This window comes from Spirosoma liriopis, from assembly GCF_023196085.1.
GTDB lineage: Bacteria > Bacteroidota > Bacteroidia > Cytophagales > Spirosomataceae > Spirosoma > Spirosoma oryzicola.
In genome coordinates, this window is record NZ_JALPRF010000003.1 from 134602 (window position 1) to 160877 (window position 26276).

Annotated in this window: 22 protein-coding genes; 13 read left to right on the forward strand and 9 right to left on the reverse strand. The window is 52.0% G+C overall.

What is annotated here, in order from left to right:
• The first annotated feature begins 73 nt into the window (after positions 1-73).
• From M0L20_RS17380 to M0L20_RS17400, 5 genes are all read left to right on the forward strand, one after another.
• The gene (locus M0L20_RS17380; RefSeq protein ID WP_248478239.1) at positions 74-2353 is read left to right on the forward strand and encodes a TonB-dependent receptor; all 2280 of its coding nucleotides are present in this window, start codon (positions 74-76) and stop codon (positions 2351-2353) included.
• 60 nt (positions 2354-2413) lie between these two features.
• On the forward strand, positions 2414-2998 hold the full coding sequence (locus M0L20_RS17385) for an AraC family transcriptional regulator (protein WP_248478240.1): 585 nt from the start codon (positions 2414-2416) through the stop codon (positions 2996-2998).
• Positions 2999-3126: 128 nt separating this feature from the next.
• Positions 3127-3474 (forward strand): four-helix bundle copper-binding protein, encoded by a 348-nt coding sequence (locus tag M0L20_RS17390; RefSeq protein WP_232562212.1) that lies wholly within the window; start codon positions 3127-3129, stop codon positions 3472-3474.
• A gap of 56 nt (positions 3475-3530) precedes the next feature.
• Complete coding sequence (locus M0L20_RS17395; RefSeq protein WP_248479135.1) at positions 3531-5039, forward strand: hypothetical protein; 1509 nt, start codon at positions 3531-3533, stop codon at positions 5037-5039.
• Between the two features lie 41 nt (positions 5040-5080).
• Positions 5081-5443 (forward strand): heavy-metal-associated domain-containing protein, encoded by a 363-nt coding sequence (locus M0L20_RS17400; protein WP_232562824.1) that lies wholly within the window; start codon positions 5081-5083, stop codon positions 5441-5443.
• 65 nt (positions 5444-5508) lie between these two features.
• On the opposite strand, the gene M0L20_RS17405 is transcribed toward M0L20_RS17400, so the two are convergent.
• The 6 genes from M0L20_RS17405 to M0L20_RS17430 all read right to left on the reverse strand — a co-directional run bounded on the left by M0L20_RS17405 (position 5509) and on the right by M0L20_RS17430 (position 12585).
• A complete protein-coding gene (locus tag M0L20_RS17405; protein WP_248478241.1) occupies positions 5509-6741 on the reverse strand; it encodes an MFS transporter in 1233 nt (410 codons plus the stop codon).
• A 62-nt stretch (positions 6742-6803) separates the two neighbouring features.
• Positions 6804-8108 (reverse strand): Gfo/Idh/MocA family protein, encoded by a 1305-nt coding sequence (locus tag M0L20_RS17410; protein WP_248478242.1) that lies wholly within the window; start codon positions 8106-8108, stop codon positions 6804-6806.
• 48 nt (positions 8109-8156) lie between these two features.
• Positions 8157-8927 carry a 3-ketoacyl-ACP reductase gene (locus M0L20_RS17415; RefSeq protein WP_248478243.1) on the reverse strand — a complete coding sequence of 257 codons (771 nt, stop codon included), beginning with the start codon at positions 8925-8927 and terminating at the stop codon, positions 8157-8159.
• A 74-nt stretch (positions 8928-9001) separates the two neighbouring features.
• Positions 9002-10150: a Gfo/Idh/MocA family protein gene (locus M0L20_RS17420; protein ID WP_232562216.1), complete on the reverse strand. Its 1149-nt coding sequence runs from the start codon at positions 10148-10150 to the stop codon at positions 9002-9004.
• Positions 10151-10345: 195 nt separating this feature from the next.
• Positions 10346-11209 carry a sugar phosphate isomerase/epimerase family protein gene (locus tag M0L20_RS17425; protein WP_248478244.1) on the reverse strand — a complete coding sequence of 288 codons (864 nt, stop codon included), beginning with the start codon at positions 11207-11209 and terminating at the stop codon, positions 10346-10348.
• Positions 11206-12585 carry a glycosyl hydrolase gene (locus M0L20_RS17430; protein WP_248478245.1) on the reverse strand — a complete coding sequence of 460 codons (1380 nt, stop codon included), beginning with the start codon at positions 12583-12585 and terminating at the stop codon, positions 11206-11208. Before M0L20_RS17430 ends, M0L20_RS17425 begins: the two co-directional genes overlap by 4 nt.
• 386 nt (positions 12586-12971) lie before the next feature.
• Here M0L20_RS17430 and kynU point away from each other — a divergent pair, with 386 nt between their 5' ends.
• Positions 12972-14246, forward strand: a complete 1275-nt coding sequence (kynU, locus tag M0L20_RS17435) for a kynureninase (RefSeq protein WP_248478247.1) — start codon at positions 12972-12974, stop codon at positions 14244-14246.
• On the opposite strand, the gene queG is transcribed toward kynU, so the two are convergent.
• On the reverse strand, positions 14236-15174 hold the full coding sequence (gene queG, locus M0L20_RS17440) for a tRNA epoxyqueuosine(34) reductase QueG (RefSeq protein ID WP_248478249.1): 939 nt from the start codon (positions 15172-15174) through the stop codon (positions 14236-14238). The two genes, kynU and queG, sit on opposite strands and share 11 nt — an antisense overlap.
• A gap of 180 nt (positions 15175-15354) precedes the next feature.
• On the opposite strand from queG, the gene M0L20_RS17445 reads away from it, so the two are divergent.
• From M0L20_RS17445 to M0L20_RS17455, 3 genes are all read left to right on the forward strand, one after another.
• Positions 15355-15966, forward strand: coding sequence for a nucleotide exchange factor GrpE (locus M0L20_RS17445; protein ID WP_232562221.1), 612 nt, complete (start codon positions 15355-15357; stop codon positions 15964-15966).
• An 83-nt stretch (positions 15967-16049) separates the two neighbouring features.
• Entirely contained in the window at positions 16050-17213 is a 1164-nt protein-coding gene (dnaJ, locus tag M0L20_RS17450; protein WP_232562222.1) for a molecular chaperone DnaJ, read from the forward strand.
• A 389-nt stretch (positions 17214-17602) separates the two neighbouring features.
• Positions 17603-18190 (forward strand): c-type cytochrome, encoded by a 588-nt coding sequence (locus tag M0L20_RS17455; RefSeq protein ID WP_248478251.1) that lies wholly within the window; start codon positions 17603-17605, stop codon positions 18188-18190.
• Between the two features lie 193 nt (positions 18191-18383).
• Here the strand turns inward: M0L20_RS17455 and M0L20_RS17460 are convergent, their stop codons facing one another.
• Both M0L20_RS17460 and M0L20_RS17465 read right to left on the reverse strand, forming a co-directional pair.
• On the reverse strand, positions 18384-18896 hold the full coding sequence (locus tag M0L20_RS17460; protein ID WP_248478252.1) for a molybdopterin-dependent oxidoreductase: 513 nt from the start codon (positions 18894-18896) through the stop codon (positions 18384-18386).
• Positions 18897-19190: 294 nt separating this feature from the next.
• Positions 19191-21017 (reverse strand): glycoside hydrolase family 35 protein, encoded by a 1827-nt coding sequence (locus M0L20_RS17465; RefSeq protein ID WP_248478253.1) that lies wholly within the window; start codon positions 21015-21017, stop codon positions 19191-19193.
• Positions 21018-21684: 667 nt separating this feature from the next.
• Between M0L20_RS17465 and M0L20_RS17470 the strand changes: the two genes are divergently transcribed.
• The 4 genes from M0L20_RS17470 (at position 21685) to M0L20_RS17485 (ending at position 26245) form a co-directional block, all read left to right on the forward strand.
• Positions 21685-23865 (forward strand): prolyl oligopeptidase family serine peptidase, encoded by a 2181-nt coding sequence (locus M0L20_RS17470; protein WP_248478254.1) that lies wholly within the window; start codon positions 21685-21687, stop codon positions 23863-23865.
• A 50-nt stretch (positions 23866-23915) separates the two neighbouring features.
• A complete protein-coding gene (locus M0L20_RS17475; protein WP_248478255.1) occupies positions 23916-24590 on the forward strand; it encodes a hypothetical protein in 675 nt (224 codons plus the stop codon).
• Positions 24591-24768: 178 nt separating this feature from the next.
• Entirely contained in the window at positions 24769-25308 is a 540-nt protein-coding gene (locus tag M0L20_RS17480) for a hypothetical protein (protein WP_248478256.1), read from the forward strand.
• Between the two features lie 4 nt (positions 25309-25312).
• Complete coding sequence (locus tag M0L20_RS17485; RefSeq protein ID WP_248478257.1) at positions 25313-26245, forward strand: alpha/beta hydrolase; 933 nt, start codon at positions 25313-25315, stop codon at positions 26243-26245.
• Positions 26246-26276 lie beyond the last annotated feature (31 nt).

The following is a 26276-nucleotide window of genomic DNA, read 5'->3' on the forward strand; positions in this document are numbered from 1 at the left end:
TCGTTGATGAAACCACGTAGGCGGTGTCGTGCTGACACGGCTGTCTTGTGTTTGTCCATCAATCAACGAACTCATGAAATTTCTGTTTATAGGGATTGCCGTATTGGCTATGTCGCCAGTGCTGGCGCAGTCCGATTCTACGCTATCAACGCCACCCGTATCATCACCCATTTCCAGCCAGGAAACCACAATTCGGGGTGTTGTCAGGGAAGTTGTTAACGCAAAACAAGTACCGCTGACTGGCGCGACTGTACGTTGGTTAGGTACATCATCCGGAACGGTTACCGATTCGCTTGGTCGTTTTTCGCTGCCCGTTCACCAAACGGCTACGCAGCTAATCGCTAGTTATGTTGGTTATCAATCGGATACACTCGCGGTTACGAATTCCTCCGCTGAACTGCTGATTACACTCCGTTCCGAAAGGACGTTACAGGAAGTGACGGTTTCGGGCTCGCCGGGTCAGATCGACCGGATCAATCCCATTCAGACGGAGCTGATTACGCAACGAACACTCGCCAAAGCTGCCTGTTGCAATCTGTCGGAAAGTTTTGAGACCAACGCGTCGGTCAGTGTATCGTATAGTGATGCCGTTACCGGTTCCAAGCAAATTCAGTTTTTAGGATTGGGCGGTCAGTATGTACAAACAAACGTCGAGAATATACCGACGGTGCGGGGACTGGCAACGACCTTCGGGCTGAATTACATTCCGGGTACATGGATTACGAGCATCGACGTGGGGAAAGGAGCGGGCTCGGTCGTGAACGGCTACGAGTCGATGAGCGGTCAGATGAACGTCGAGTTGCAGAAGCCCGATGACAAGCAAACCCTTTTTCTGAACGGCTACGTAAACAGCTTCGGGCGAGTCGAAGGCAACGCCAACTGGTCAAAAGCATTGAGTAAAAAATGGAGTATGGGCGTGCTCGGACATGCCAGTACGCAGCGTACGGAAATTGACCAGAACAACGACGGATTCCGGGATTTACCGCTTTACACGCAGGTCAACGCCATCAATCGGTACAAGTACAGCAGCGAACGATTTATGGCGCAGTTTGGTGTCAAGGCGCTCTATGAAGACCGGGACGGTGGTCAGTTGTCGCGTAGTGAACAGAGCGGAATGGCTCCCCGCTACAGTTTCCTCAATACGACGAAACGGCTGGAGTTTTTCTCGAAAACGGCTAAGCTGTACCCCGAAAAACCGTACAAAGGCTTAGGGCTGATTCTGAACGGTGTTCACCACGAACAGACGGCTCGTTTCGGGTTTTCGCCTTACGACGGTCGGCAGCAAACGTTGTACGCCAATCTGATCTACCAGACGATTATTGATAATACAAACCACAGCGTCAAAGCAGGACTGAGTTATCTGCTGGACGATTACCGCGAAAATTATAAAATCATTCGTACCGCCCGTACGGAGTCGGTGCCGGGTGCGTTTGCGGAGTACACGTACATCTACCCCGAAAAGCTGACGGTTGTGGCGGGTGGCCGGGTCGATTTCCATAATTTGTACGGTACGCAGTTTACCCCCCGGCTTCATCTCAAATACAATCTAAGCGACAATCTCACGGTTCGGGCGTCGGCGGGTCGCGGCTTTCGGGTACCGAATCCGTTCGCGGAGAATTTTGGCTACCTGGTCAGTTCGCGAACCGTTGTGCTGACCGAGTCATTGCGGCCCGAAGTGTCCTGGAATTACGGGCTTGGGCTTACCAATGATTTTCAGCTGTTTTCCAAAAAGGCATCCCTGACGGTAGACTACTTCCGGACGAACTTTCAGAATCAACTGATTGTCGATCTCGAACATCCGCGCGAGTTGTATTTCTACAATCTGCGCGGCCAATCGTTCGCCAATAGTTTTCAGGTCGAACTGAACGTGCAGCCAACCCGGCGTTTCGACATTAAGGCGGCTTACCGGCTATTCGACGTGAAACAAAGCATGGGTGCGCCCTTTGGTGAGGAGCGGCTACTTTCCAAGATGATGGTGATTCGTGATCGTGTTCTGCTTAACGCGGGTTACGCCCTGCCGTTCGATAAGTGGAAGGTCGATGCAACCCTGCAATGGAACGGTCCCCGGCGTATCCCGTACCTGGGGGAAGGATACGTGCATACGGGCTACGAAAACATGCCGGTTACCAATGCGCCGGGCTTTTACAATCTTAATGCGCAGGTAAGCCGGGCTTTCCGAAGTGGCTGGGAGATTTACTTGGGGGGCGAAAACCTGACGGGCTTCCGCCAACAGAATCCGATTGTTGCCCCGAACGATCCATTCGGCCTTGGTTTCGACGCGGGCTCGCAGGTCTGGGGACCCATAACGGGTCAGATGGTATACGCTGGTTTTCGTTTCAAACCCCAAATCTAGGTGCTGATTACGCTGTTTTAGCCGCGTTAAAAATAAGCGTACCCCTAGCTCAAGACGACAATGACACTAACAATCCGAAATATGGTGTGCGACCGCTGTAAACGCGTCGTACGGGAAGAACTCGAACGGCTCGGACTGACCGTAGACCGGCTGGAACTAGGCGAGGTAGACATTGCGAAGTTGCCGGAGACGATCACGCTTGATACCGTTCAGCAAACGTTGCAGGCGAATGGTTTTGACCTTGTTCAGGATAAAAAACAATCGCTGGTGGAGCACATGAAGGTGCTGCTGATCAATGAAATTCAACACCTGAAAGGGGAGCGGCTGCCAACCGAAAATTATTCGACGTTCCTGGAGCGTAAACTCGGCTACGAATACTCTTACTTGAGCGGCTTGTTTTCGGCCAGCGAAGGGCATACGGTCGAGAAATACATCATTGCGCTAAAAATCGAAAAGGTCAAAGAATGGCTGCGGTACGATGAGCTGACCCTAAGCGAAATCGCCTGGCGTTTGGGCTACAGCAGCGTGCAACATCTGTCGAATCAGTTTCGGCAGGTGACGGGGCAAACGCCGGGACAATTCCGCAAAGCCGCTTTTGGCAATCGGCGGAGTCTGGACGAGGTGTTCAAGCGGGAAGGAGAGTGAGTTGCAGCTATAATAACGATCAGGCCTGTCAATAAATCCTGTCCGTAATTATGTAAAAACTGAATGGAAGCCGGGTAGTTATTTGGGTAGACCAATGGTGGTCAGCTGGACAAAACTCACGTTTTATCATGGAAAATAAGACAATGACCTCGCACGTAGATACTTGTTTCGATTGCGCCAAAGCCTGTGAAGAATGCGCTACCGCCTGCCTTGAATCGGGGGATGTCGATAGCCGGGGCCACGACATGACGGCTTGCATTAAGCTCTGCCGCGACTGCGCGGATATCTGCACCTTATGCGGTCGTCTGACGGCCCGCGGTTCGGATTTTATGAAGTCGTTCATGCAAGTCTGTGCGGAAGCCTGCGAAGCCTGTGCCGCCGAGTGCGAAAAACATGCCGACCACTTTGCCCACTGTAAAGCCTGTGCCGAAGCCTGCCGCAAATGCGCGGAAGAATGCCGCCAAATGGCCGCTTAGTCCTGAGTCGGGATGGTGGCGTTGAAAACACCATCCCGCTTTTTTTGTACAATCTGATGAATAAATTCGTACTCGTTTATTGCCTTTTTTTGTCTGCTGGTTTGGTGCTGGGCCAGCACCAGCATCATGAAGGTATGTCCATGCCCGGCAAGGATATGCCCGGCAAGGACTTGCCCAAGAAACCGTCGTCAACGCGTACCAAAGCGGATACGACAAAACCGATGGATCATTCGGCGCATGCCGGGATGAACATGGACGGTGATGGGATGGAAATGAAAGCCACCAATTACGGCCTGACGATGGACACGACGATGGGAATGACCCATTCGCTTTCCCGCCATTTGTCGATGAATCGGAATGGATCGGGTACGTCGTGGCATCCCGATAACACGCCGATGTATGCCTACATGACCCACCCGACGCAAAAGGGATGGAGTTACATGCTTCACTACGCGATTTACCTGCGCTACACCGGCCAAAACACCAACAATCCTGACCGGCGCGGTAACGGACGCCAGTTTGGTGCCCCCAACTGGTTTATGGGTATGGCCCAACGCAAAGTAGGCCAGCGCGGACTGTTTCAGGTGCGGGCCATGCTTTCGCTCGATCCGCTGACGGTCACGAACGGTGGGTATCCGTTGTTGTTCCAAACGGGTGAGAGCTACAAAGGTCAGCCACTCATTGACAAACAACACCCGCATGATCTGGTGTCGGAGCTGTCGGTCAGTTACAGCCACGCGTTCAATAAAGACATTGATTTATACGGCTACGTCGGTTATCCCGGCGAACCGGCCCTCGGCCCGCCCGCGTTCATGCACCGAATTTCGTCGTTTAATAACCCCGATGCACCGTTGGGTCACCACTGGCAGGATGCAACACATATCCTGTTTGGCGTGGCTACTGTTGGCTTCCGGTACAAATGGGTCAAGCTGGAAGGGTCGACCTTCAAAGGGCGCGAGCCTGACGAAAATCGCTATAATTTCGACAAGCCCAAGTTCGATAGCTACTCGTATCGAGTGTCCGTCAATCCGTCGCCGTCGCTGGCGTTGCAATTTTCGCAGGGGTATCTACACAGTCCCGAAGATGCGCACCCCGACGAAAACGTAACGCGGACAACGGCATCCATTTTGCATAGTAAAGGCTTGGGCGAGGGCCGATACATAACGTCGGCGGTTGTCTGGGGAAAAAACAACAACGACGCCAATGAAAACTCGTATCTGGCTGAAAGTAGTTTACAAGTAGATCGATTTGCCTTTTATGGCCGGTACGAAAATATTCGCAAATCGGCGGAAGAGTTAAGCATTCCTTTCGACGAAACTATAGCACACGATCACGGCAAAAGCTACCTGATTAATAATCTGACGCTCGGGATGAATTATCGATTAGCGCAGCGTTACAAGACAGACCTCGTGCTGGGCGCGCAAGTGACGGCGGCTAAACCCGACCACGACTTGCAGACGTTGTACGGTACAACCCCGGTGTCTGGACAGATTTATTTGCGGTTATCGCCGAGTCTGATGACGATGAAAACAATGCATCGGATGAACGGGCACCATTCTCACTGAATTTACGTTTAAAATTTACCATAAACCAGTTAGCTATGACTATGTTACGTAACCTATTTCTGACCGCCCTCACTTCGCTAATGCTTGTCGGTAATCTGTTCGCCGGAGCACCTACCCGCGACGACAAAGAGAAAGAAGTAAAGATCAAAACGTCGGCCATATGCGGTATGTGCAAATCGCGCATTGAGCGTAATCTTGGCTTTGAAAAAGGCGTTAAAGAAGCCGATCTGGACGTTAAAACAAAGATCGTGACGATCAAATACAACCCAGCCAAGACGGACGTTGCCAAACTGAAAGCAAACATCAGCAAAACGGGTTACGACGCAGAAGAAGTAGCGGCTGATCAGGCTAGTTATAACAAGCTGCCGGGCTGCTGCAAAAAAGGCAGTGACATGGAGCAATAAGATAGTAGTTCAGTAAAAAAGCGCGTCGTTGCAACAACGGCGCGCTTTTTTGTTAGTTGAATCTGTCAAACTTCTTCTACGTAATCCAGATCTTTGGTGAACGTTTCGTCGAGGAAGGAGAGGGCGATCAGTGCGCAGACCAGTGTAAAAAGCCCTACTGCCAGTGCGCTGTAAATCGTGCCCAAAGACGGTTTCAACTGAATAAATAGTGCGCTGAGCGGAATCGTAGCACCCCGAACAAAATTCGGAACGGTCGTCGCTACGGTGGCCCGTAAATTGGTGCCGAACAATTCTGCCGCAATCGTAACAAAAAGCGTCCAGTAGCCATTGGTGAAGCCCAAAAAGACGCAAACGGCGTAAAAAAGCGTAGTGTCGCGGAGCGGAGCCAGCAGGTAGACAAGCATAAAAACAAGCGACAGCAGGATAAACAGACGGATCACTTTTTTACGGCTTTGCATGTACTGGCTAAGAAATCCGCTGACCAGATCGCCCAGAACCTGCCCCGAAAAACTAAGCATAACGGCTTTGCCCGCCACGACGGGTTCGCTCAGGTTTAACGCTTTCCCAAATTCCGGCGAGAACGTAATCAGGATGCCAACGACGAACCAGATCGGTAGCCCGACCAGAATGCATTGGAAATACTTGGCTAACCTGCGCCCGGACGAAAACAGCATGACAACGTTGCCGCGCGGTAACACCCGTTGTTTCGCTTTGACAAAAAGCCCTGATTCCAGTACGTTTACCCGCAGCATCAATAAGAGTAACCCCATGCCACCCCCGCTAAAGTACGAGATCCGCCAGTCGAACAGATCGGCGACGAAATACGCGAGAATAGCACCAAGCACGCCCATCGTAGCCACCAGCGTGGTACCGTACCCGCGAATTTCTTTCGGTAAAATTTCGGTGACGAGCGTAATGCCCGCTCCCAGTTCACCCGCCAGACCGATGCCCGCCACAAATCGGAGTAGCGCATACTGATCCAGCGAGGTGACAAAACCGTTGGCAATATTAGCCAGCGAATACAGCAGGATTGAACCGAAAAGAACCGACAGCCGGCCCCGTTTATCACCCAGGATTCCCCAGAAGACACCCCCGAGGAGCAGACCCGCCATTTGGGCGTTCAACAGCAAAATTCCGTCGCTGAGTAACCGGTCTCCGTCAACGCCGAGTGCCTTAAGGCTGGGAACTCGTACAACGCTGAACAGAAACAGATCGTACATGTCAACCAGATAACCTAATGCCGCTACCAGCACCGGGAGTTGTAGGAGGTGACCCATCACGGTGCGTTGCGTAGTCATTGGTTCAGAAGTAGTTAATGGTTTCATGGGCGGTTATGCGTAAGACCAGAAAAACGGAATCGCTATACTTTTTCGGGAACGATAAACGGAGCGCGGTACTTGCGGGTCAGCATCTGGTTGGCTTCTTTGTCACCCACGAATACTTCGTTTTTTGGATCAAAGTGGAGTGTACGGCCCAGGCGGTACGCAATATTGCCCAGATGCGCAATGCCCGACGAAAGGTGAGCCGTTTCGACGGGGCCGTTCTGTTTCGACTTGTCCCGCGTCCGCACGGCTTCGATGAAATTGGCGTAATGATCACCTCCTTCGTTGCGGGCGGGACCGGGCGTACGTTCTTTGCCCAGGAACGTTTTGTAATCTGAATAACCGTTGATGACCATGTAGCCTTTGTCGCCGTAGAAGATGTTGCCGATTTCGACGCCATCCTCTTTGTTGGTCATCCAGGGGCGAACTTCAAACTGAATGACTTTACCTTCTTTGGGGTATTTGTAAATGGACGTGAGCGTTTCGGGCGTTTCCTTGCAGTCTTTCCAAAGAAACTTACCACCCGACGAGGTGATTTCTTCGGGCAAACCAACGTCCAGCCCCCACATGCACAGGTCAGTTTCGTGAATGCCCTGATTGCCAATATCGCCGTTGCCGTACTCCCAGAACCAGTGCCAGTTGTAGTGAACGTAGTTTTTGCTGAAATCGCGGGTTTGGGCGGGCCCCTGCCAAAGATTCCAGTTTAGTTCGCCCGGTACCGCCGACGTGCCTTTGTCACCAATGTCGGGACGCCATTTATACACCAATCCCCGCGCCATGTACACCTTCCCGATCAGACCGTCGCGCAGGTGTTTGATGGCTTCCTGAATGGCTACCGAACTCCGCAGCTGAACCCCATGCTGAACGATCCGATTGTAGCGGGTAGCGGCTTCGACCAGTTTACGACCTTCGTACAAATTGTGCGCGCCCGGTTTCTCAACGTACACGTCTTTCCCCGCCTGACACGCCCAGATAGCTGCCAGCGCGTGCCAGTGGTTTGGGGTAGCAATGGTTACGGCGTCGATGTTTTTGTCGTCGTAGACCTGCCGCAAGTCGCTTAGGGTCTGGACTTTCTTGTTGTACTTCTTTTCGAACTCAGCCGCGCCGTTGCGCAGCACGTCACTATCGACGTCGCAGAGAGTGGCTACTTCCACATCTTTCTGCTTTTGCAAGCCCTGAATGTGATCTTTCCCGCGACCGTTGATGCCGATAACCGCCACGCGGATGCGGTCGTTGGCCCCGAAAGCACTGGCCGGAATAAAAGTAGGTATCCCAACCGCTGCCAGCGAACCGATAGCCCCTGCTTTGAGGATATCGCGTCGGGAAACTTGGTTTGAGTTCATGCGTTGAATTGGTTTAGGAATAGGTTTGAAGGTAATTGGAGAAGGATGCTACAGTCGCGGCAGGGTCAATCCACCATCGACCATAATAACCTGGCCCGTCGAATACGGAAAATCGCCCCTGGCCAGCGAGGCAACGGCTCGACCTACATCGTCGGCGAAGCCCCATCGTTTTTGAACACAAAGCCCATTTTCGATCAAGGCGTCGTACTTGGCGGTCACCCCGGCGGTCATATCCGTTTTGATAACGCCGGGCCGCACTTCGTAGACCGGAATGTTGTATTCACCCAATCGGACCGCAAACAACTGGGTCGCCATGCTCAGGCCCGCTTTTGCCACGCAGTACTCACCCCGGTTGACCGAAGCGACCGTCGCCGAAATAGACGATACGTTGATGATACACGCCCAAAAGTCGGACTGCTCGGCGCGTTGGGTAATCATCCAGTTGGCGGCTGCCTGCGAGAGAAAGTAAGCTCCCTGTAAGTTCGTCGTTAGTACATGCTGAAAACTTTCTTCCGTGGCGTCGAGAATATCCCGACGTTCTTTGGGCGCTACACCGGCGTTGTTAACCAATACATTCAACTGACCAAAATGCCCGTTGACGGCATCCAGCATGGTACGCCGGGCTTCGGGTGATGCCACGTCGCCCGGACAATACAACACGTCGCGGCCCCGCTCGCGTAAGGCGTTTAGCGCATCCTGAACGGCGGCTTCGGGCCGTACGCCGTTGATGGCCAGATCGAAACCGGCATTGGCCAGGTGTTCGGCAATGCCGTAACCGATTCCCCGGCTCCCACCCGTTATAAAAGCTACTTTTTTCATCGTCCAGATTGTTCGCAGATGGGCGCTACTAGTGGCGCGGATAAACGCAGAAAATGAAGTGAATTCGCAGAAATTTACCCAAGTTCGGGAACGTCTACCCAGCACCGTTTTGCCCAGCTTTCCAGCCCTTTTTCGGCCAGTTGAACGCCTTTTGCCCCCTCGCGCAAGGTCCACGGGAAAGGCTCATCATTGACGACGTGCTTTAAAAAAAGCTCCCACTGCGCCTTAAAGGCATTGTCGAACAACTCCTGCTCCGGCATCTTCGACCAGCCATCAAAAAAGGGAATAGTTTGGGGAATGTCGGGGTTCCAGACCGGCTTCGGGGTGTTGCCGTAATGCTGCGTGTAGCATTCCCGCAGTCCGGCCACCGCCGAACCTTTCGTTCCATCGACTTGCAGCGTAAGCAAATCGTCGCGCCGAACGCGGACTGTCCAGGAGGAGTTGAAGTGCGCAACGACGCCGTTTTCGAGTTGGAAGGTAGCGTAAGCGGCATCGTCGGCTGTGCAGGCATACGGTTTCCCTTGCTCGTCGATGCGTTCGGGAATGTGCGTAGCGCCTAAGCACGAAACAGATTGCACCTTTCCGAACAAATTGTCCAGCACGTAGCGCCAGTGACACAACATATCCACGATGATGCCGCCATCGTCTTCTTTGCGGTAGTTCCAGGAGGGGCGCTGGGCCGGAATGGTATGGCCTTCGAACACCCAATAGCCGAACTCACCGCGTACCGACAAAATTTTACCGAAGAAACCGTTCTCGATCAGCCGTTTGAGTTTCAACAGGCCAGGCAGCCACAACTTGTCCTGAACGACGCCATTTTTTAGTCCGGCTTCCTGACAAAGCGTGTACAGTTCGAGCGCTACGTCGGTGCTGACAGCAGTGGGTTTTTCGCAATAAATATGTTTGCCCGCCTGTACGGCTTTGCGAACGCCTTCGGCTCGTCGTCCGGTGGTTTGCGCGTCGAAGTAAATAACATTGTGCGGGTCGGCAAGGGCTTCGTCAACATCGGTTGTCATGCGCTGTACGCCCGAAAGCTGACACAGCTTTTCCAGCTTGTTTCGGTCGCGGCCCACCAGAATGGGGTCGGGGATGATCGTTTCGCCGGGACCGAGTTTGACCCCGCCCTGTTTTATAATTTCGACGATTGATCGCATCAGGTGCTGATTGGTACCCATCCGTCCCGTCACGCCGTTCATGATAATGCCAATACGGTGTTCTTTCATTGGTTCGTCTCGCAGATTTTTGTGAATGGTTTCGCTGATGCACGCAGACGTTCAGACGGCATCTACTCGTTTAGATTGTTTACAATTCGGACTAAGGAAGCTTTATTCTCAAGCCGGTACGGGTTGAAATTGATCAGGAACCCTAGCCGTTTATTCGCCAGTTTTAAGTCGATAGCTGTTTTTAATGCACATTCGCTACGAATGATGCAGATACCCATGCTTGATCTTTTCCAGGAAAAGGGCCTGATCTTCGGACCAGTAGCGATTGGAGAAGATCTCGACTTCGGAAAAGCCCGTAAAACCCGTGGCTTCAACCCAGCCGCGAATCTGACGGATATTGATGCAACCCTCACCCATAAGACCCCGGTCGTTCAGAAAATCGGTGGTAGGCGTTTTCCAATCGCAGATGTGAAAAGCAAACAGATTTCCGTTTTTGCCGCAACGGGTAATTTCCCTTTCGAGCGTCGGGTCCCACCACAGATGGTACACATCAACTGCGACGCCAACCCAGGGCGAATGCAACGCTTCGGCCATGTCGTTCGCTTGGTATAAGGTGTTAATGGCGGAGCGGCTATCGGCGTACATCGGATGCAACGGCTCAATCGCCAGCTTTACGCCAGCGGCTTCGGCATGGGGTAAAACGGCAGCAATGCCGTCCTGAATCTGCTTCCTGGATTCGCTCAGCGACTGTCCCGGATCGGCCCCGCAAACCAGCACAATCAATGGCGCGCCCAGGGCAAAGGCTTCGTCAACGGCTCGTTTGTTATCGTCAATCGCCACTTGCCGGCCAGCGGCTTCGGTATGCGGAAAGAAACCACCCCGGCACAGCGAAACGATGCTGAGGTTTTGGTCGCGCAACAGCTGGCCCGTCTGCCTGATATCGCGACCCGCCAGTGCATCGCGCCAGACGGTAATGCCACCAATGCCCGACGCCGAAAAACGACGGGCGGCTTCCTCAATCGGCCACGGCTTCGTCGTGATCGTATGAACGCAAAGTTTCGACAGGTTACGCTCCGACGGTTCGCGGTTCGACGTTTCGGATGAATTACTCAAGTTCATGACAGACCGTTGAAGAACGTGTAGTAAGGATCGTTGCGAACGATGCGTTGCAGATAAAGGGCAACTTCGCGGGCGTGGTAATCGCCCCACATGCTCGATTCGCCATACGCAATGTTGCTACCGGGGGGTACGTAATCCCAACCGTTGGGCTGGTGGTAAATGGAGTGAAGAAGCAGCCCCTGGTGCGTTGGATCGGTGCTTAGATACGGTTCCGCCAGTAACGTATCGACGACGGTCAATCCGGCCTGCCAGTACCGCTTTCCTGCTTCCGTTTCTCCGGTTCCCATCAGGTAGCGGCCCAGCCGCAGCAAGCCTTGCGCACCGATCGCTGCCGCCGAACTGTCAACCGGCTCCACGTCGTTGTACGGGTCTGCCGGGCGGTTGAGGTAATCGCCGAGTCTGTGCAGATTAGGCGCGCCGGTGTCCCAGTACGGAATGCCGTCGGTGGGGGTGTTGTCGATGAAAAAATCGCAGGTTGCCGTGGCTGCCTTGCGCATCAATGCCTCGACGTTTGCTCGGCCACCGAACGGTTCAAACTCGGCTTCATCGCGCGTTGCCAGCCATTCGAGTTGCTCGGCAAATCCGCACATAGCCCACGCCAGACCCCGCGTCCAGGTCGTAAAGCCCGAATAACCCTGCTGCGAGTTAGGACAGCGGAAGTTACCATCCTTCACGTTGAAAACACTTTCGTGCGCCGTACGACCCCACCGGTCATACGAGTCGCGACCTTCGCCGTAGAATACCGAGTAGTCGGCGGTGGCTTTGATGTGCTGGAGCGCGCGTTCCAGCAGGTTGATTTTGATGTCGCCTTCGGCCTGAAAAACGTGGCCCAACGCATGGCTCAGTATTACCGCCCGACACGAACGGATGGTATCGACAAAAAGCGAGTGGGGGCCGTTGAACGAACTGATAAAACCACCGTTTTTAATGGTTGTCCAGCGGCTGGCCTGTACGGCTCCCGATATTTTCAGCGCTAACACGTAAAAATTCTCTTCCCAGTCATTCTGAGGTATACGCCTTTCGCGCATCAGTCTGAGGAGGTTGCCGTACGTGCTGACGTTGTTGAAACCGTGGTCGTGGACGCCGATGTGACTGATATGCGGGGCCATCACGGTAAGTGTTTTCTGGCGACCCATTTCCAGAAATTCGGTTTCCGTCGTAGCGTCGAATTGCAAAATGGCCGAACCGAACTGGAAGCCCTGCGTCCATTCCGTCCAGCCCCGCGTGGTGTACTGGCCTTGTACGGTAAAAACCGGCGATCCTTTTGATACGTCGTAGTGCTGGTCGATCAGGCGGATTTTCTGGCCAGACAGTTCCCAGAATCGGTCAAGTTTTGTGGAGAGATCGGAGGGTTGTAACGAATTGTTAATGTGCATGTTGTCGAAAGGGTCGGGATGTAGCGGGGCGAGGAACCCCTGCTATTCTTTCCAAAGCCTTTGCGCTACAACTACTACTTGGTCATGTATAAATTATATTTTGTGAAGGATTTGTATAATGGTAAATTGAGTCTGACGCAGATAATCAGAAAGTTGTTAATCGATTACTAGAAGTAGAATAGAGGGCTATAGTGATGTCGTAGTGGTTGGGCACGGGCAAACAAAATGACGTTTAAATCGTAGTTTGTAAAGCAGTTGTTGATAAGTAGATCAACCAAAATACATTAGACTATTTTTTGTCATATTGACTGGCCCGCCGGAGCGGCATGACAAAAACGCCATTGTACAATACGCTAACATATTCCTGCTTTAGTACTTAGCTTCCAATGACCTACGAAAACGACCGTTCTTTTGCGCAGCAGCTCGATCAAAACGACCCGATCCGTCCCTTCCGTGACCGCTTTCATATCCCGCACCGCGACGGAAAACCGCTAATCTATCTGTGTGGTAATTCACTCGGCCTGCAACCCAAAACGGCACGGGAAGCGCTAAATCAGGAATTGTCTACGTGGCAGAATTTAGGTGTCGAAGGCTGGTTTGAGCAACCGGAGGGTGCTGAACATACCTGGCTGGGCTACCACAACACCTGTAAAGAATCGCTGGCGCACACTGTCGGCGCCGACCGGTCAGAAGTGTGTCCGATGAATGCCTTGACCGTAAATTTACATCTGTTGCTGGCGTCGTTCTATCAGCCGGGAAAAATAGCCGGAAAATACAAAATCCTGACGATTGCGGGTGACTTTCCATCGGATCAGTACGCGCTCGAAACGCACATCAAGCAACGCGGTCTGGACCCCGCCGATGTACTAATCGAAGTAAGTCCTCGACCCGATGATGGATTGATTCACACGACGGATATTCAGAAGGCTATTGCCCAGCACGCCGATTCATTGGCGCTGATCTGGATGAGTGGCCTGAACTACTACACCGGACAGGTTTACAATATGGATGCGATCACTCGAATGGCGCAGCAGCACTGCGTTCCTGTCGGGTTCGATCTGGCCCACGCCATCGGCAATGTCCCGCTTCGTCTGCACGAATGGGGCGTTGATTTTGCGACCTGGTGTTCGTACAAATACCTCAACGGTGGTCCCGGAGCGGTATCGGGCGTGTTTGTCCACCAAAAGCATCACGATCAAAATTTACCCCGACTGGCTGGCTGGTGGGGTTATCGCGAGGACCGTCGCTTTGAGATGACGCCGGGTTTTCTGCCCGCTCCGGGTGCCGATGGTTGGCAGGTCAGCACCCCGAATATTCTGGCCCTGGCTTTGCACCGCGCTTCGCTGGCCATAACGGCAGAAGCCGGTATAATTCCACTCCGGCAAAAAAGTCAGTTACTGACGGGTTATCTTGAGCACGTACTAGCTCCCTTCGATGAGATTCAGATTTTAACGCCCGATGATCCAAACCAGCGGGGGTGTCAGTTGTCGCTATTGGTGCGGAAAAAAGGAAAAGAGTTGTTTACCTATCTGACCGAGCAGGGCATCATTGGCGACTGGCGCGAACCCGACTGCATTCGGCTGGCCCCTACACCGCTGTACAACACATTCGATGACGTGTGGCAGGTCGGCGAGGCACTGCGTCGTTATTTCACGAAGTAGGCTTGCTAAAGGCGACGTTCCGTTTTAGCCCTTCTAACTTGGTTCGTTTGACAGCCGATCGGCGGAAGATTTCGCGGAAAACATCTTCCGTGATTTCTTCCCACTCGGAGTTGGTAAACGTCGTCAGGTCTGGATGCGCATCGAAAGCTGGCGTTTTGTGCGGTTTCGCAAAACGGTTCCAGGGGCAGACATCCTGACAGATGTCACAGCCAAAAATCCAGTTATTGAATTTACCCTGAACCTCCTGGGGGATCGCTTCTTTTAGTTCTATCGTAAAATACGAGATACATTTGCTGCCATCAACCACGTACGGACCGACGATGGCGTCGGTGGGGCAGGCGTCGATGCAGCGGGTGCAGGTGCCGCAATAATCGGTGATAGGGCCGTCGGGTTCGAGTTGGAGGTCAAGAATCAGTTCGCCGATAAAAAAGAATGAGCCGATCTCTCGGTTGATCAGATTCGTGTGTTTCCCGACCCAGCCGAGTCCCGCGCGCTTCGCCCACGCTTTGTCCATAACCGGTGCGGAGTCAACAAAAGCGCGCCCGCCTACCTCACCAATTTCCTCCTGAATGTAGTCCAGTAGCGATTTTAGCTTATCTTTGATAACGAAATGATAATCTGTTCCATAGGCGTATTTGGATAGCTTATAATCGGCGTCGCCTTCCGGTAATTTTTGATCGGGGTAGTAATTCAACAAAACCGTGATGACCGATTTTGCATCATCGACCAGCAGACGCGGATCAAGCCGTTTGTCAAAATGATTCGCCATGTAATTCATCTGACCGTGCATGCCGTTTTTAAGCCAGGTTTCCAGGCGCGGGGCTTCCTCTTCCAGAAAATCGGCGTTGGCGACACCACAGAAATCAAAGCCTAATTCTTTGGCTTTCGCTTTGATCAGTGTTGTGTACTGGCTTGTTGATGAATGCATGGTAAGCGTAAAGATGACTGCTCTTTGGAAACAGATTTGGCGAAAAATAAATCCGACGAAGCAACGAAACTACGCGAACCATTTTTAGAAATTGTGTCAACTTGGCAGTAGGTAAGGTTTTGGTAAAGCTTTTGCCCATCTTTGTATATGAATTTCTGGAAGAGAAATAAAAGCTCATCAATGGAAAATAAAGACACTTTGGACGAACAATCGTCTGCCAATACGCAACAACCTGACAATCTGACAACCGCAACGGCGGACCACGAAGAAGCTGTACCTGTGAATGGGGGAGAACCCGACGGGAATGAAACCTCAGAAAATGTTGTGGCTGAAACCGAAACGTCGAATCAAGCCCGGGTTGGCAGTGAATTAGCCGAACTTAAAGATAAATACCTCCGTTTGTACGCTGACTTTGAGAACTTTCGTCGGCGCACCTCGAAGGAAAAATTAGACCTGATCAGTAACGCCAACGAAGGTGTGCTGAAAGCGTTGATTCCCGTTGTTGATGATTTTGAGCGGGCGTTGCAGTCAGTAGAAACAACCGAGGATATCGCAGCCGTGAAAGAAGGCGTGTCGTTGATTTACAACAAGTTGTTCAAGACGCTGGAAAGCAAAGGCCTGAAACCAATGATTTCGAAAGGCGAACCGTTCAACGCTGATCTGCACGAGTCGATTACCCAGTTTCCCGCTCCCAGCGACGATCTGAAGGGTAAAGTCATCGACGAAATCGAAAAAGGATACTATTTGAATGACAAGGTCATTCGATTTGCGAAAGTGATTGTAGGAAGCTAAAAAATGCATGATGTGGGACCGATGGTCTATGACTGGCAGACGCTTATCATAGACCATCGGTCCCATATTATACATCATTATACATGGCAACGAAGCGCGACTATTACGAAATACTGGGCGTTGATAAAAACGTCTCGGCGGAGGAATTGAAGAAGGCTTATCGGAAGATGGCCATCAAATACCACCCCGACAAAAATCCGGATGACCCTTCTGCTGAAGAGAAATTCAAAGAAGCGGCTGAGGCTTATGACGTTCTGAACGACCCGCAGAAAAAAGCCCGTTATGATCAGTTCGGTCATGCCGGAATGAGCGGTGCTGCCGGTGGCTACGGGGCGGGTGGCCCGACGATGGAAGATATTTTCAGTCAGTTTGGCGATGTCTTTGGCGACGACAATCCGTTCGGTAGCTTCTTCCGGGGTGCTGGTGGCGGTGGTGGTCAGCGGCAACGCGTTCGGCGCGGCTCCGACCTGCGCATCAAGCTGAAGCTGAACTTACAGGAAGTTGCCAACGGTGTTGAGAAAAAAATCAAAGTAAAACGGCACGTTAGCTGTACGACCTGCGGAGGCAACGGCTCCAAGAACGGTACGGCTGTTCAGACCTGTACAACCTGTAACGGAACGGGCCAGACGCGCAAAGTTGTCAATACGATGCTCGGACAGATGGTTTCGACCAGCACGTGTCCAACCTGTAATGGCGAAGGTAAACTCGTAACCGACCGTTGCGACGTTTGCTTCGGTGAAGGACGGGTATTGCACGAAGACGTTATTCCGCTTAAAATTCCAGCTGGTGTTGCCGAAGGAATTCAACTGTCGGTTGGCGGTAAGGGCAATGTTCCACCACGCGGTGGCGTAGCGGGCGATCTGCTGATCGTTATCGAAGAAGAGGAAGATCCGGATCTCAAGCGGGATGGCAGCAACGTGGTGTTCGATTTGTATGTCAACTTCGTTGATGCTGCCATTGGAACAAACGTTGAGGTACCGACCATTGACGGGAAGGCACGGATCACACTCGACCCCGGTACGCAAAGCGGTAAAATCTTACGGCTCAAAGGAAAAGGCATTAAGGAGTTGAATGGCTACGGACGTGGTGATCAACTCGTTCATGTCAACGTCTGGACGCCCAAGGTGCTGTCGGCAGAAGAGCGTTCGTTGCTCGAAAAACTCCGTAATTCACCGAATTTCCAGCCAAGACCTAACAAGAATGAAAAAGGATTCTTCGACAAAATGAAGGATTTTTTTCACGGTTGAGTAACTGTCTAAATTTTGTCCTGACGAGCCAAAACGAGAGTCTTTTGTCATCCCGAGGCACGAGGGATGACAAAAAAGGATAAACACAAAATTTTAGACGGTCTCTGATTACCGATAACTAAGAGTGACTTTTTGATTCAACAACAAGGCCCCGTTCTGGGGCTTTTTTGTTGAATCAAAAACCGGATTCACGTTCAACAGAGCGTGTAAAGTGTTGATTTTTAGGCGTATAGGCTTTAGGTTATTTCGCGCATCAGCCAGTCGATGGTACCGGACGATGGTGTTTTCGCTACCTTTAGATAAGTTCAGATGACGTTATTTTTCCAACGATAAATAATCAAATGATAATCGTTTAATTGGTGCGATTTTCCTAAATCTATACCACAACCATGCAAACACCTGTACTATCTACGCTTGCCCTTCTGGCGGCAACCACCCTGCTCATTACCGGATTTTCTACTAAATCAGTAGACCCATCCGTATCCGTTACCAAACGCATGCCCCCTGACCAGACGTTAATCAAACGAGGAGAATATCTGGTCAGCATAATGGGGTGCAACGACTGTCATTCGCCCAAAACGATGGGACCGCAGGGGCCTGAGCCCGTGGCCGGCAAGCTGTTATCGGGCTACCCGGCTGGCCGTTCTCTTCCGAGCCGGAACGCCGATGTTCTGAAAGACTGGGTGTTGTTCAACAGCGATAACACCGCTGCCGTGGGGCCCTGGGGCGTTTCGTTTGCCGCCAATCTGACGTCCGATGAGACGGGGATCGGCAGCTGGACCGAAGAGCAGTTCAAACGGGCATTGACCCAAGGAAAATCGAAGGGCATAGCCAATAACCGGATGCTCTTACCTCCAATGCCCTGGACGAATTATCGCAGCATAAAAGACGCGGATCTAAAAGCTATTTTTGCTTATCTCAAATCGACCAAGCCGGTAGCTAACGTCGTTCCCGATCCAATTGCACCTGCCCATTAAGTTGAACATCTAAGTATGTCAACCATCGTTTCAACGGAGATAGGTGTATAGCTTAGAAGCGTTGGTTGAAACACGCATTCGATTACTTGAATGAAGAACGTAGGGCTTGGGCGCGGGCATGTCAATGACGGGCCAGGCCGTTGTGCTGGCGACTGGAATAGCCGCTACGAATCCGAGCTATTTTGTCGTCATGTTATTTGACAAACCGTACGTCGATGGACTTGACTTCCCGAATCCAGCGGGCCGGTTTTTTCTCGTCGGGGACCACAACCCGGTACGGACCGACGCCCTGCGGTAGCGGAACACCGTCTACCTGATCGGCCAGTACAATCGTTCGCGTGGCAAAGTCGGGGTCGAGTTCGGGCAGGGCGAACAAAACTTCATAGCCGTCTGCTGCTTTGACGACGGCTACTTTCATCAAATTCTTACTCCGCAGTTCACCGCCTAGCGTGGCTCCGGCCTGTTTTAGCAAGGCAGATAGCGGTATGCCCGAATAGCGGTGTTCTTTGCCATCCCGATCTTTGGCGGTCAAGTCGATATGGGGCATCGCTTTCAGGTCGGCTGCCTGTAAGGTAAGAGGGTTTGTCACTTCACCGGAAATTTTCAGCGCGGTTTGTGCCCGGCTGCTAAGCGCCAGGATGAGCACAAATGATAGACTAGCCAGAACCCGACCGATTGGTTTGATAGCTTGAAGAATGTTAGTCATGGATTTATAAATTGGTTAAGACGATAGTCACGAAGAAGTTACGACCCGGCTCCGGGAAGCCTTCGGCCAGCGCATCGTTTCGGTCAAACCGGTTGTTGACGCCCCTTCCAGGTTCACGTAGGGTTGTACTAAGATCGTTGTTTTCGAACAAATATAACGGTCTGCGCGAATTACCGCTTAGTCGTTAGGCCGATCAACGGGTGAGAACAAAAAAAGCTGCGAAACCCGTATCGATTCGATAACGGATTCCGCAGCATAAGTCTCAGAAAGTAACCTTGTACGATTGCTCTGTGATTACTCCAATGTCTTAACGCCGTTGATGGGTGAAGGTGACAACTGGTGCAGGTCAAACACGACGATTTCGTTCTGTCCTTTTTTCAGCCAGGTCGCCGGACAGTATAGTCGCTTCTGTGGGCCAATCTCCCAATAACGACCCAGGTTATGGCCGTTCACGTACACAACGCCTTTCTTATAAGAACTCATGTCGAAGTAGGTGTCGGCTACCGAGCTAAGGGAGAATGTACCTTTGAAGAAATGGCCCGGTCGGTCGGCATCCTGCTGCGTCGGTTTAAGCTGATCGATGTAGCGGCTATCAAAAGGCAGGTTGTACACCTCCCAGTTCATCAGCGTCATGCTGTTGAGTGACACCCGGTCGGTGATACCCTTACGGTCGATCATGTACTGCGCGAAGTTGATACGTCCCATACCTTCTACCAGAATATCGAGCACCGGCTCCTTATTGGACGTTTTGGGAAGTTCGATGCTCCATTTGCCGCCATCGCGGTACACATGACCGATGTACTTACCATCCAGATAAACCATTGCGTAATCGTGGGGTTCGGTCAGGGTGAGCGTGCCACTTTGGTAACCAGCGATTCTGGTGCGGTACAAAATAAACCCTTCGTTCTGGTCGAACATTTCCATCGGCTTAGGCTGGGCTATCCGCACCGGTTTAGGCAGATTTTGCCAGATTGTAGTAAACGCGTCGAGCTTGATTTCTGGGATGTCCATCGTTGGAATAGGAGCCGGAATATCGGGTAACGCGCCGACGTGCTGACCGATCAGCCGACGTAGGGCGTGGTATTTGGGAGTAGCTTGTCCCTGCTCGTTGATGGGTGCATCGTAATCGTAGCTCGTCAGATCGGGTTGGTATTCCGTTGGTTTGAAGCCGTTGGCACCCGCCGTAAAGCCAAAGTTGGTACCGCCATGAATCACGTATAGATTGAACGATTTCTTCGTGTCCATGAGAAAGCGAATCTCGTTCAGAAAACCCACTGTATCAGGACGCGCCCATTTTTCGCCCCAGTGCGTTAGCCAGCCGGGGTACGACTCGCTGCTGAAAATAGGGACGCCGGGGTTGGTACGGGTTGCCAGATCGAAATTACTCTGGTTCGCACCGGGATCTAACCCAACGGCTACACCGGGTAATGAACCGGCCGCCAGGTTGGCAACGGCGGGTCCATCGGCGGTATAAAACGGTACGTTGATCCCGTTATCCTGCCACAGCTGATGAATTCGCTGCATGTAGGCGCGGTCGTTGGCGTAGCTGCCGTACTCGTTTTCTACCTGTACCATCAGGATTGGGCCGCCTTTACTGATCTGCAACGGTTTGACAAGCCCAGCCAGTTTCTTAATATATCGCTCGGCAGCCGCCATGTACGTTGGATCGAGGCACCGGACTTTTACGTCGGCGGTTTTGAGCAGGTAGGGGGGCAGGCCACCAAAATCCCATTCGGCGCAAACGTACGGACCGGGGCGTAGCAGAACCCATAATCCTTCCTCCTGAACGAGCCGGATAAATTCGACAATGTCACGGTTGTCTGTTTTAAAATCGAACACGCCGGGTTTCGACTCGTGGTAGTTCCAGAACACATAGGCTGCGATGGTATTACAGCCCATCGCTTTAGCCATTCGGATGCGCTGCTGCCAGTACGCACGCGGAATCCGAGCCGGATGCATTTCACCGCTAATTAACTGAAAGGGCTTGCCGTCTAACAGAAAATCCGTTTGACCTAAGGCGAAAGTGTGCTGACTACGTTGGGCGAGAAGGGAGCCACTGAACAGGCAACCACCCAGCATAAGACCGGTAACGATTGTAAAAAAAGAACGCGGTAAACTCATTGGCATGTTAGCGGGATGAAACAAAAGGCCGCGTCAAATCCCATCAGGCAGAGTTGGCTCGCTCGCAAAAGTACGGCTTACGGGTTAGCAATACGGTCTTTTCATCTTCGAACTAGCTTGACTAATCCTGACTTAGATTGGTGAGTGGTGTCGGTTTTAAGAAACCGACACAAATTGTTGACGCGAAGTGTCGGTTTTAAGAAACCGACACCAATCACCAGGCTGAGAACTGGATTGGGACAAATCTAACATCTCGGACAATACTAGTTAGCGATACGGTCTTTTTGGGTTTGGAAGTCAGTCAACCCTTGCTAACTCCGCAGTGTTTTCGGAGTGAACCGATTTAGGCGATGGTTCGGTAGCCGTTGCCTAAAACACGTCTGGTTACCAGTGTCTTATTCAGTAACTTTCCCCGGTTCAAGACAATGCTCGATGGGTGTCACGGATGGTCAATACGCTCGTGATGCCTGTTCTGGTAGCGACGGGCTATGCAGGCTGTTAACGCCGGGGCAAACGGACAAATCGAACCGTTTGTTCACCCACTGTTACCAACTGATGACTTATCCGCGACTCAGAAACGAGTACGAACCAATCCATCCTTTTCTATTCACACCTGCATACTGAGCGGGTACAATTCATCGGTTCCCAGTTCATAAAATCCCTCCTCATGAAACGGCACATCTACCTTTTCCTGCTGACAGCGTTAGTTACGTCTACGGCAGTTGCCCAGCAGAGTTTACCTACCGCCAGTTTACCCGCCACACCCAAGCGTCCCGTAACCGATGTTTATTTCGGCAAGACGGTGGTCGATAATTACCGATGGCTTGAAGATATGAATAGCCCGGACGTGAAAGACTGGTTCAAGGCGCAGGGCGCTTACACCAACGCGGTACTCGACAAGATTCCGGGGCGGGATAAGCTGATCGAAACTTTCGTGGAATACGACAAACTCGTGTCAGTACGCTACGGTGAAATCAAGAAACGCGGCAATCTTTATTTCTACCGCAAGACGCTACCGGCTGAAAAAGTGGGTAAAATCTACGTTCGGCAGGGGAAAACGGGGACCGAAAAGCTGCTCTTCGATCCGACGGCGGTTGATAAAACCAAAACGTACTCGGTGACGAATTTCGCACCCAGTTCAGACGGTAAGCAGGTTGTCATTGGCCTACAGGAAGGCGGGGCTGAGCTGTCAACGGTTCGAACGATGGACGTAGCGACCAGAACGTTCCGCCCCGAAAGCATCACGGCGGTACAAGGCGGCTGGGTCGATTGGCTGGCCGACAATAGCGGGTTTTTCTATACACCCCAGAACTCAAACGACCCGAAAGATCCGAAAGGTAACCTCGATACCAAAGCCCGTATGCATCAACTGGGTACCGATCCTAAAACGGACCCGGACCTATTTTCGCGCGTTAAGAACCCCGACATGGGTATTCGTCCCGACCAGTACCCGATTCTGTTGATGTCTGGTGATAACACGCAACTCTACGGGGAACTGGCTTCCGTGGACCGACGGGTTGATGCGTGGGTTGCCGACCCGGCTGACTTAGCGAAACCGGCCATTGCCTGGAAACGGCTGGCGGCCCCGTCTGATAGTGTCCGAAGTTACGTCAAAATAGGGGATCAATTGTTTCTGCACAGCATCAAAGGGGCACCGAACGGAAAAGTCCTGGTAACGGATGCGCGCAATCCCCAACCATCGTCGGCAACGGTACTGCTTCCCGAAGGCAAACAAAATATTAGCCGGGTGGTATCGTCCAAGGATTTTCTCTTTGTGATCCTAAGCGATGGGATCAACGAAACCGTTCGGCAGTACGATGCGCGCAACAAGCAGTGGGCCGATGTCCCGGTCAAGATGACAGGCACCGTGTATGTCGAACCGTACGATGCGCCCCGCAGCAACGAAATTATCGTTTACGTAACGTCCTGGAACAATCCGGGTATGATGTATGGCTATAACCCGGCTAACCAGCAACTGATCGTCAGTCCGTTTCACGTACCCATGAATTATCCGGGCGTGGCTGATCTAATCGTTGAGGAACTGGAAATACCGAGTCACGATGGGACTAGGGTACCGCTTTCACTGGTGTACAAAAAAGGCCTCAAACGCGATGGAAACACCATTTGCTTTATGACGGGTTACGGTGCATATGGGTCTTCGGCTACGCCGTACTTCAGCCGACGGAATCTGGCCCTGCTGAATCGGGGCGTTATTCTGGCCGAGACGCACCCGCGAGGAGGCTCTGAAAAAGGGCAGGCGTGGTATCAGGCCGGTTTCAAAACGACCAAGCCAAATACCTGGAAAGATTTCATCGCCAGTGGCGAATACCTGATCAAAAACGGCTATACCAGTGCCTCTAAGCTTATTGGCGAAGGAACCAGCGCGGGCGGAATTCTCATTGGTCGGGCCATTACCGAACGACCTGATTTGTTCGCGGCTGCCATCAGTAACGTTAGCTGTTCCAACGCCTTACGGATGGAAAACTCGCCGAACGGTCCCGTTAATGCGCCGGAGTTTGGCACCGTCAAAGACTCGGTCGAGTGCATGGCTCTCTACGAAATGGATGCGTTTCAGCACGTGAAAGACGGCACCAAATACCCGGCGGTACTGTGCATAGGCGGTATGAACGACCCCCGCGTGATTGCCTGGCAACCGGGCAAACTGGCTGCTGCCCTGCAAACGGCCAGTACGTCGGGAAAGCCCGTGCTGATGCAGGTTAATTACGACAATGGTCATTTTACGGAAGACAAGGCCGTCACCTTTCGCAACTTTGCCAATATGTACGCCTTTGCGCTCTGGCAGGCGGGCCACCCTGATTTCCAGCCTAGGGCCGTGGTGAAGAAATAAACTCAGGTCAACTAATCCATTGTCCACACCGTACCAACCAGACCCGGATCATGATAAACGGCTCGTTGTTTCATTTCGAAAAAATAATCATTCTGCTTTCTCTGCTGACCGGAGCGACGGTTACAAAGTCGTTGCCCGAAAAGGTATTAGTTGCGCCGGTTCCCTGTACCATGAGCAACGGGAAGCCCCGACCGTACCCTTGCGAATTTGCCATACAAACCGTCTGGTTTATGGGTAAAAATGGAAACGTGGTTGGAAAAATTACGCCCGGAAATACAAGCGTTAAACTCCCTAAAAGCAAAGCCGACAGCAGCTTTACGTCTACTGCTGGCGAAAGTTTTATCTATGCCGTTGCGGTGGATTTTCGACGTATCAATGTCCCTGCTTTTCCTAAAAAAGAAGTGCCGATTCCTGGTCTGGGTTTTTATACCATTAGCACATCGACGGTCGATTCGCCCATTTCGCCGGGTGAGTTGACCGTTGTTCGTCGGTTGGATGTGGGTCCGAATCTACCGAAATCGGGCCTCCGACCCGTTCGGGCTTCGTTCAAGCTGCAACTGAATTATGCCATGTCGGGTGGGCAGCCGACTCTGATTGCGCCGGTGCGGTACATTCAGGTTGCGAACCCCATCACATTCACTAAATTTCCGTCGTCTATCAATCTGTATCGCGACCGGGCCGAAGCCTGGATTACCTACAGCGCGTCCGTAGATTTCTCCAAATGAATAGCTTAACGTGAATAATGGGTATTTTTTGTCATCACTCGTACCTCGGGATGACAAAAAAGCGACATCAAAATGATTAGTGATTGATTGTCAATGAGTAAAATCCATTATTCACGTTAGTTTATGGATTGATCTGCTTTCTCCCGATCCCAATTGCAATAGTTATCAAAACGTGTCTATGCATACAATCAAGTGGTATTTTACCGTGGCGGCCCTGTTGCTCGTTGCTCCCTTGTTTGGGCAGCGGCTGGATGTTGGTATCCGGCTTCAGAAAAGCATTAACCTGTACACCGAGAACGGCTTAACGGTGCAATATAGTCACCCGAAACTGGTGTCGCAGCGTTTGTCTGTCGGTGTCAGCTACGTCACCTCCCGGTTGGGTACGGCCCTCAACTACAACGCGATCAAACAGGATAACTTTCTGGTTTCAGCGTCGTATTATTTCCAGCCGGGCTGGCTTATTCAGCCGTTTGTCCGGGCGAATGTCGGGTATTTTAAAGCCAATTACGGCAGTGATCTATTTAACGATCTACCAGCTTCGTCGCTGCTGGCTTCCCCCGAACTTGGCCTCTGCTATTGTCCCAACTTCCCGCTCCGTATCAACGGATCTGTTGGGTACAATGCCATCACCGGCAACGGCCTGACTGGTCCCGGAACGCTTTATCCGGTCTTTGTGCAGACCAGTATTACCTGGAACGTCTTCAAAAAAACAAAATAGACACATGAAAGTAGCCATTAGTTTACTCGTCCTGCTGGTCTTTGGGTTGAGTTGTTCGTCGGAACCAGCCATCACCAAGGAAATGTTGGACGGCGGCACCCTGTTTGACCCCTCCCTGTACAAACCCGAGGAGTATCTGCTTTCGAAAGCGATTCCCAATCCCACACCCGAACAAGCCCGTAGGCCGGTTATCATCGCCTGTCATGGTTACTCCGCTACGACGTTTGAATGGGACGAATTTCGAAGCTGGTCGGCAGGACGATCGGATTTTTACCTGTCGCGGGTACTTTTAGGCGGCCACGGCCGCAGTTACGACGACTTCAAAAAATCGACTTGGCACGACTGGCAGGCGGCTATAACCACGGAGTACGAACAGTTGGTGAAGGCGGGATACCAAAACATCAGCCTGTTGGGTTCTTCCACCAGCGGAGCGTTGTTGATGGAACTAGTCGCTTCCGGTTATTTCGCCAATCGCCTGGCACCGCGCAACCTGTTGCTGGTCGATCCTATTGTGATTCCGTCTGACAAGTCGTTGTCGCTGATCGGTGTCGTTGGTCCCATGATTGGGTATATCGCTACCGATCAATCCGCAGCGGAAGACAAGGTGTACTATCACTTTCGACCGCAGGAAACGCTACAGCAGCTACAAAACCTGCTTGGCGTTGTCCGCAACGATTTAGAAAAGGGAGTAACGCTACCCGCCAACTGTACGCTGAAAATCTACAAATCAAAGAAAGATCCGGCTGCTGACCCCGTTAGCGCCGTGCTGATGTATCGGGGCACAACCCTGGCCGACGGAAGTCCGGTTGATGTCCAGATGGTCGATTCGGAGTTGCACGTTTACACCCGCTTGCAATTGCGCGAGGGCGTGACGGACAAAGACCGGCAAAATCAGACGGCTACCTTTACGGATATCGTGACCCGTGTACTCCGGTGAGCCACTTCTAGTCTGTGATCCAATAAGTACT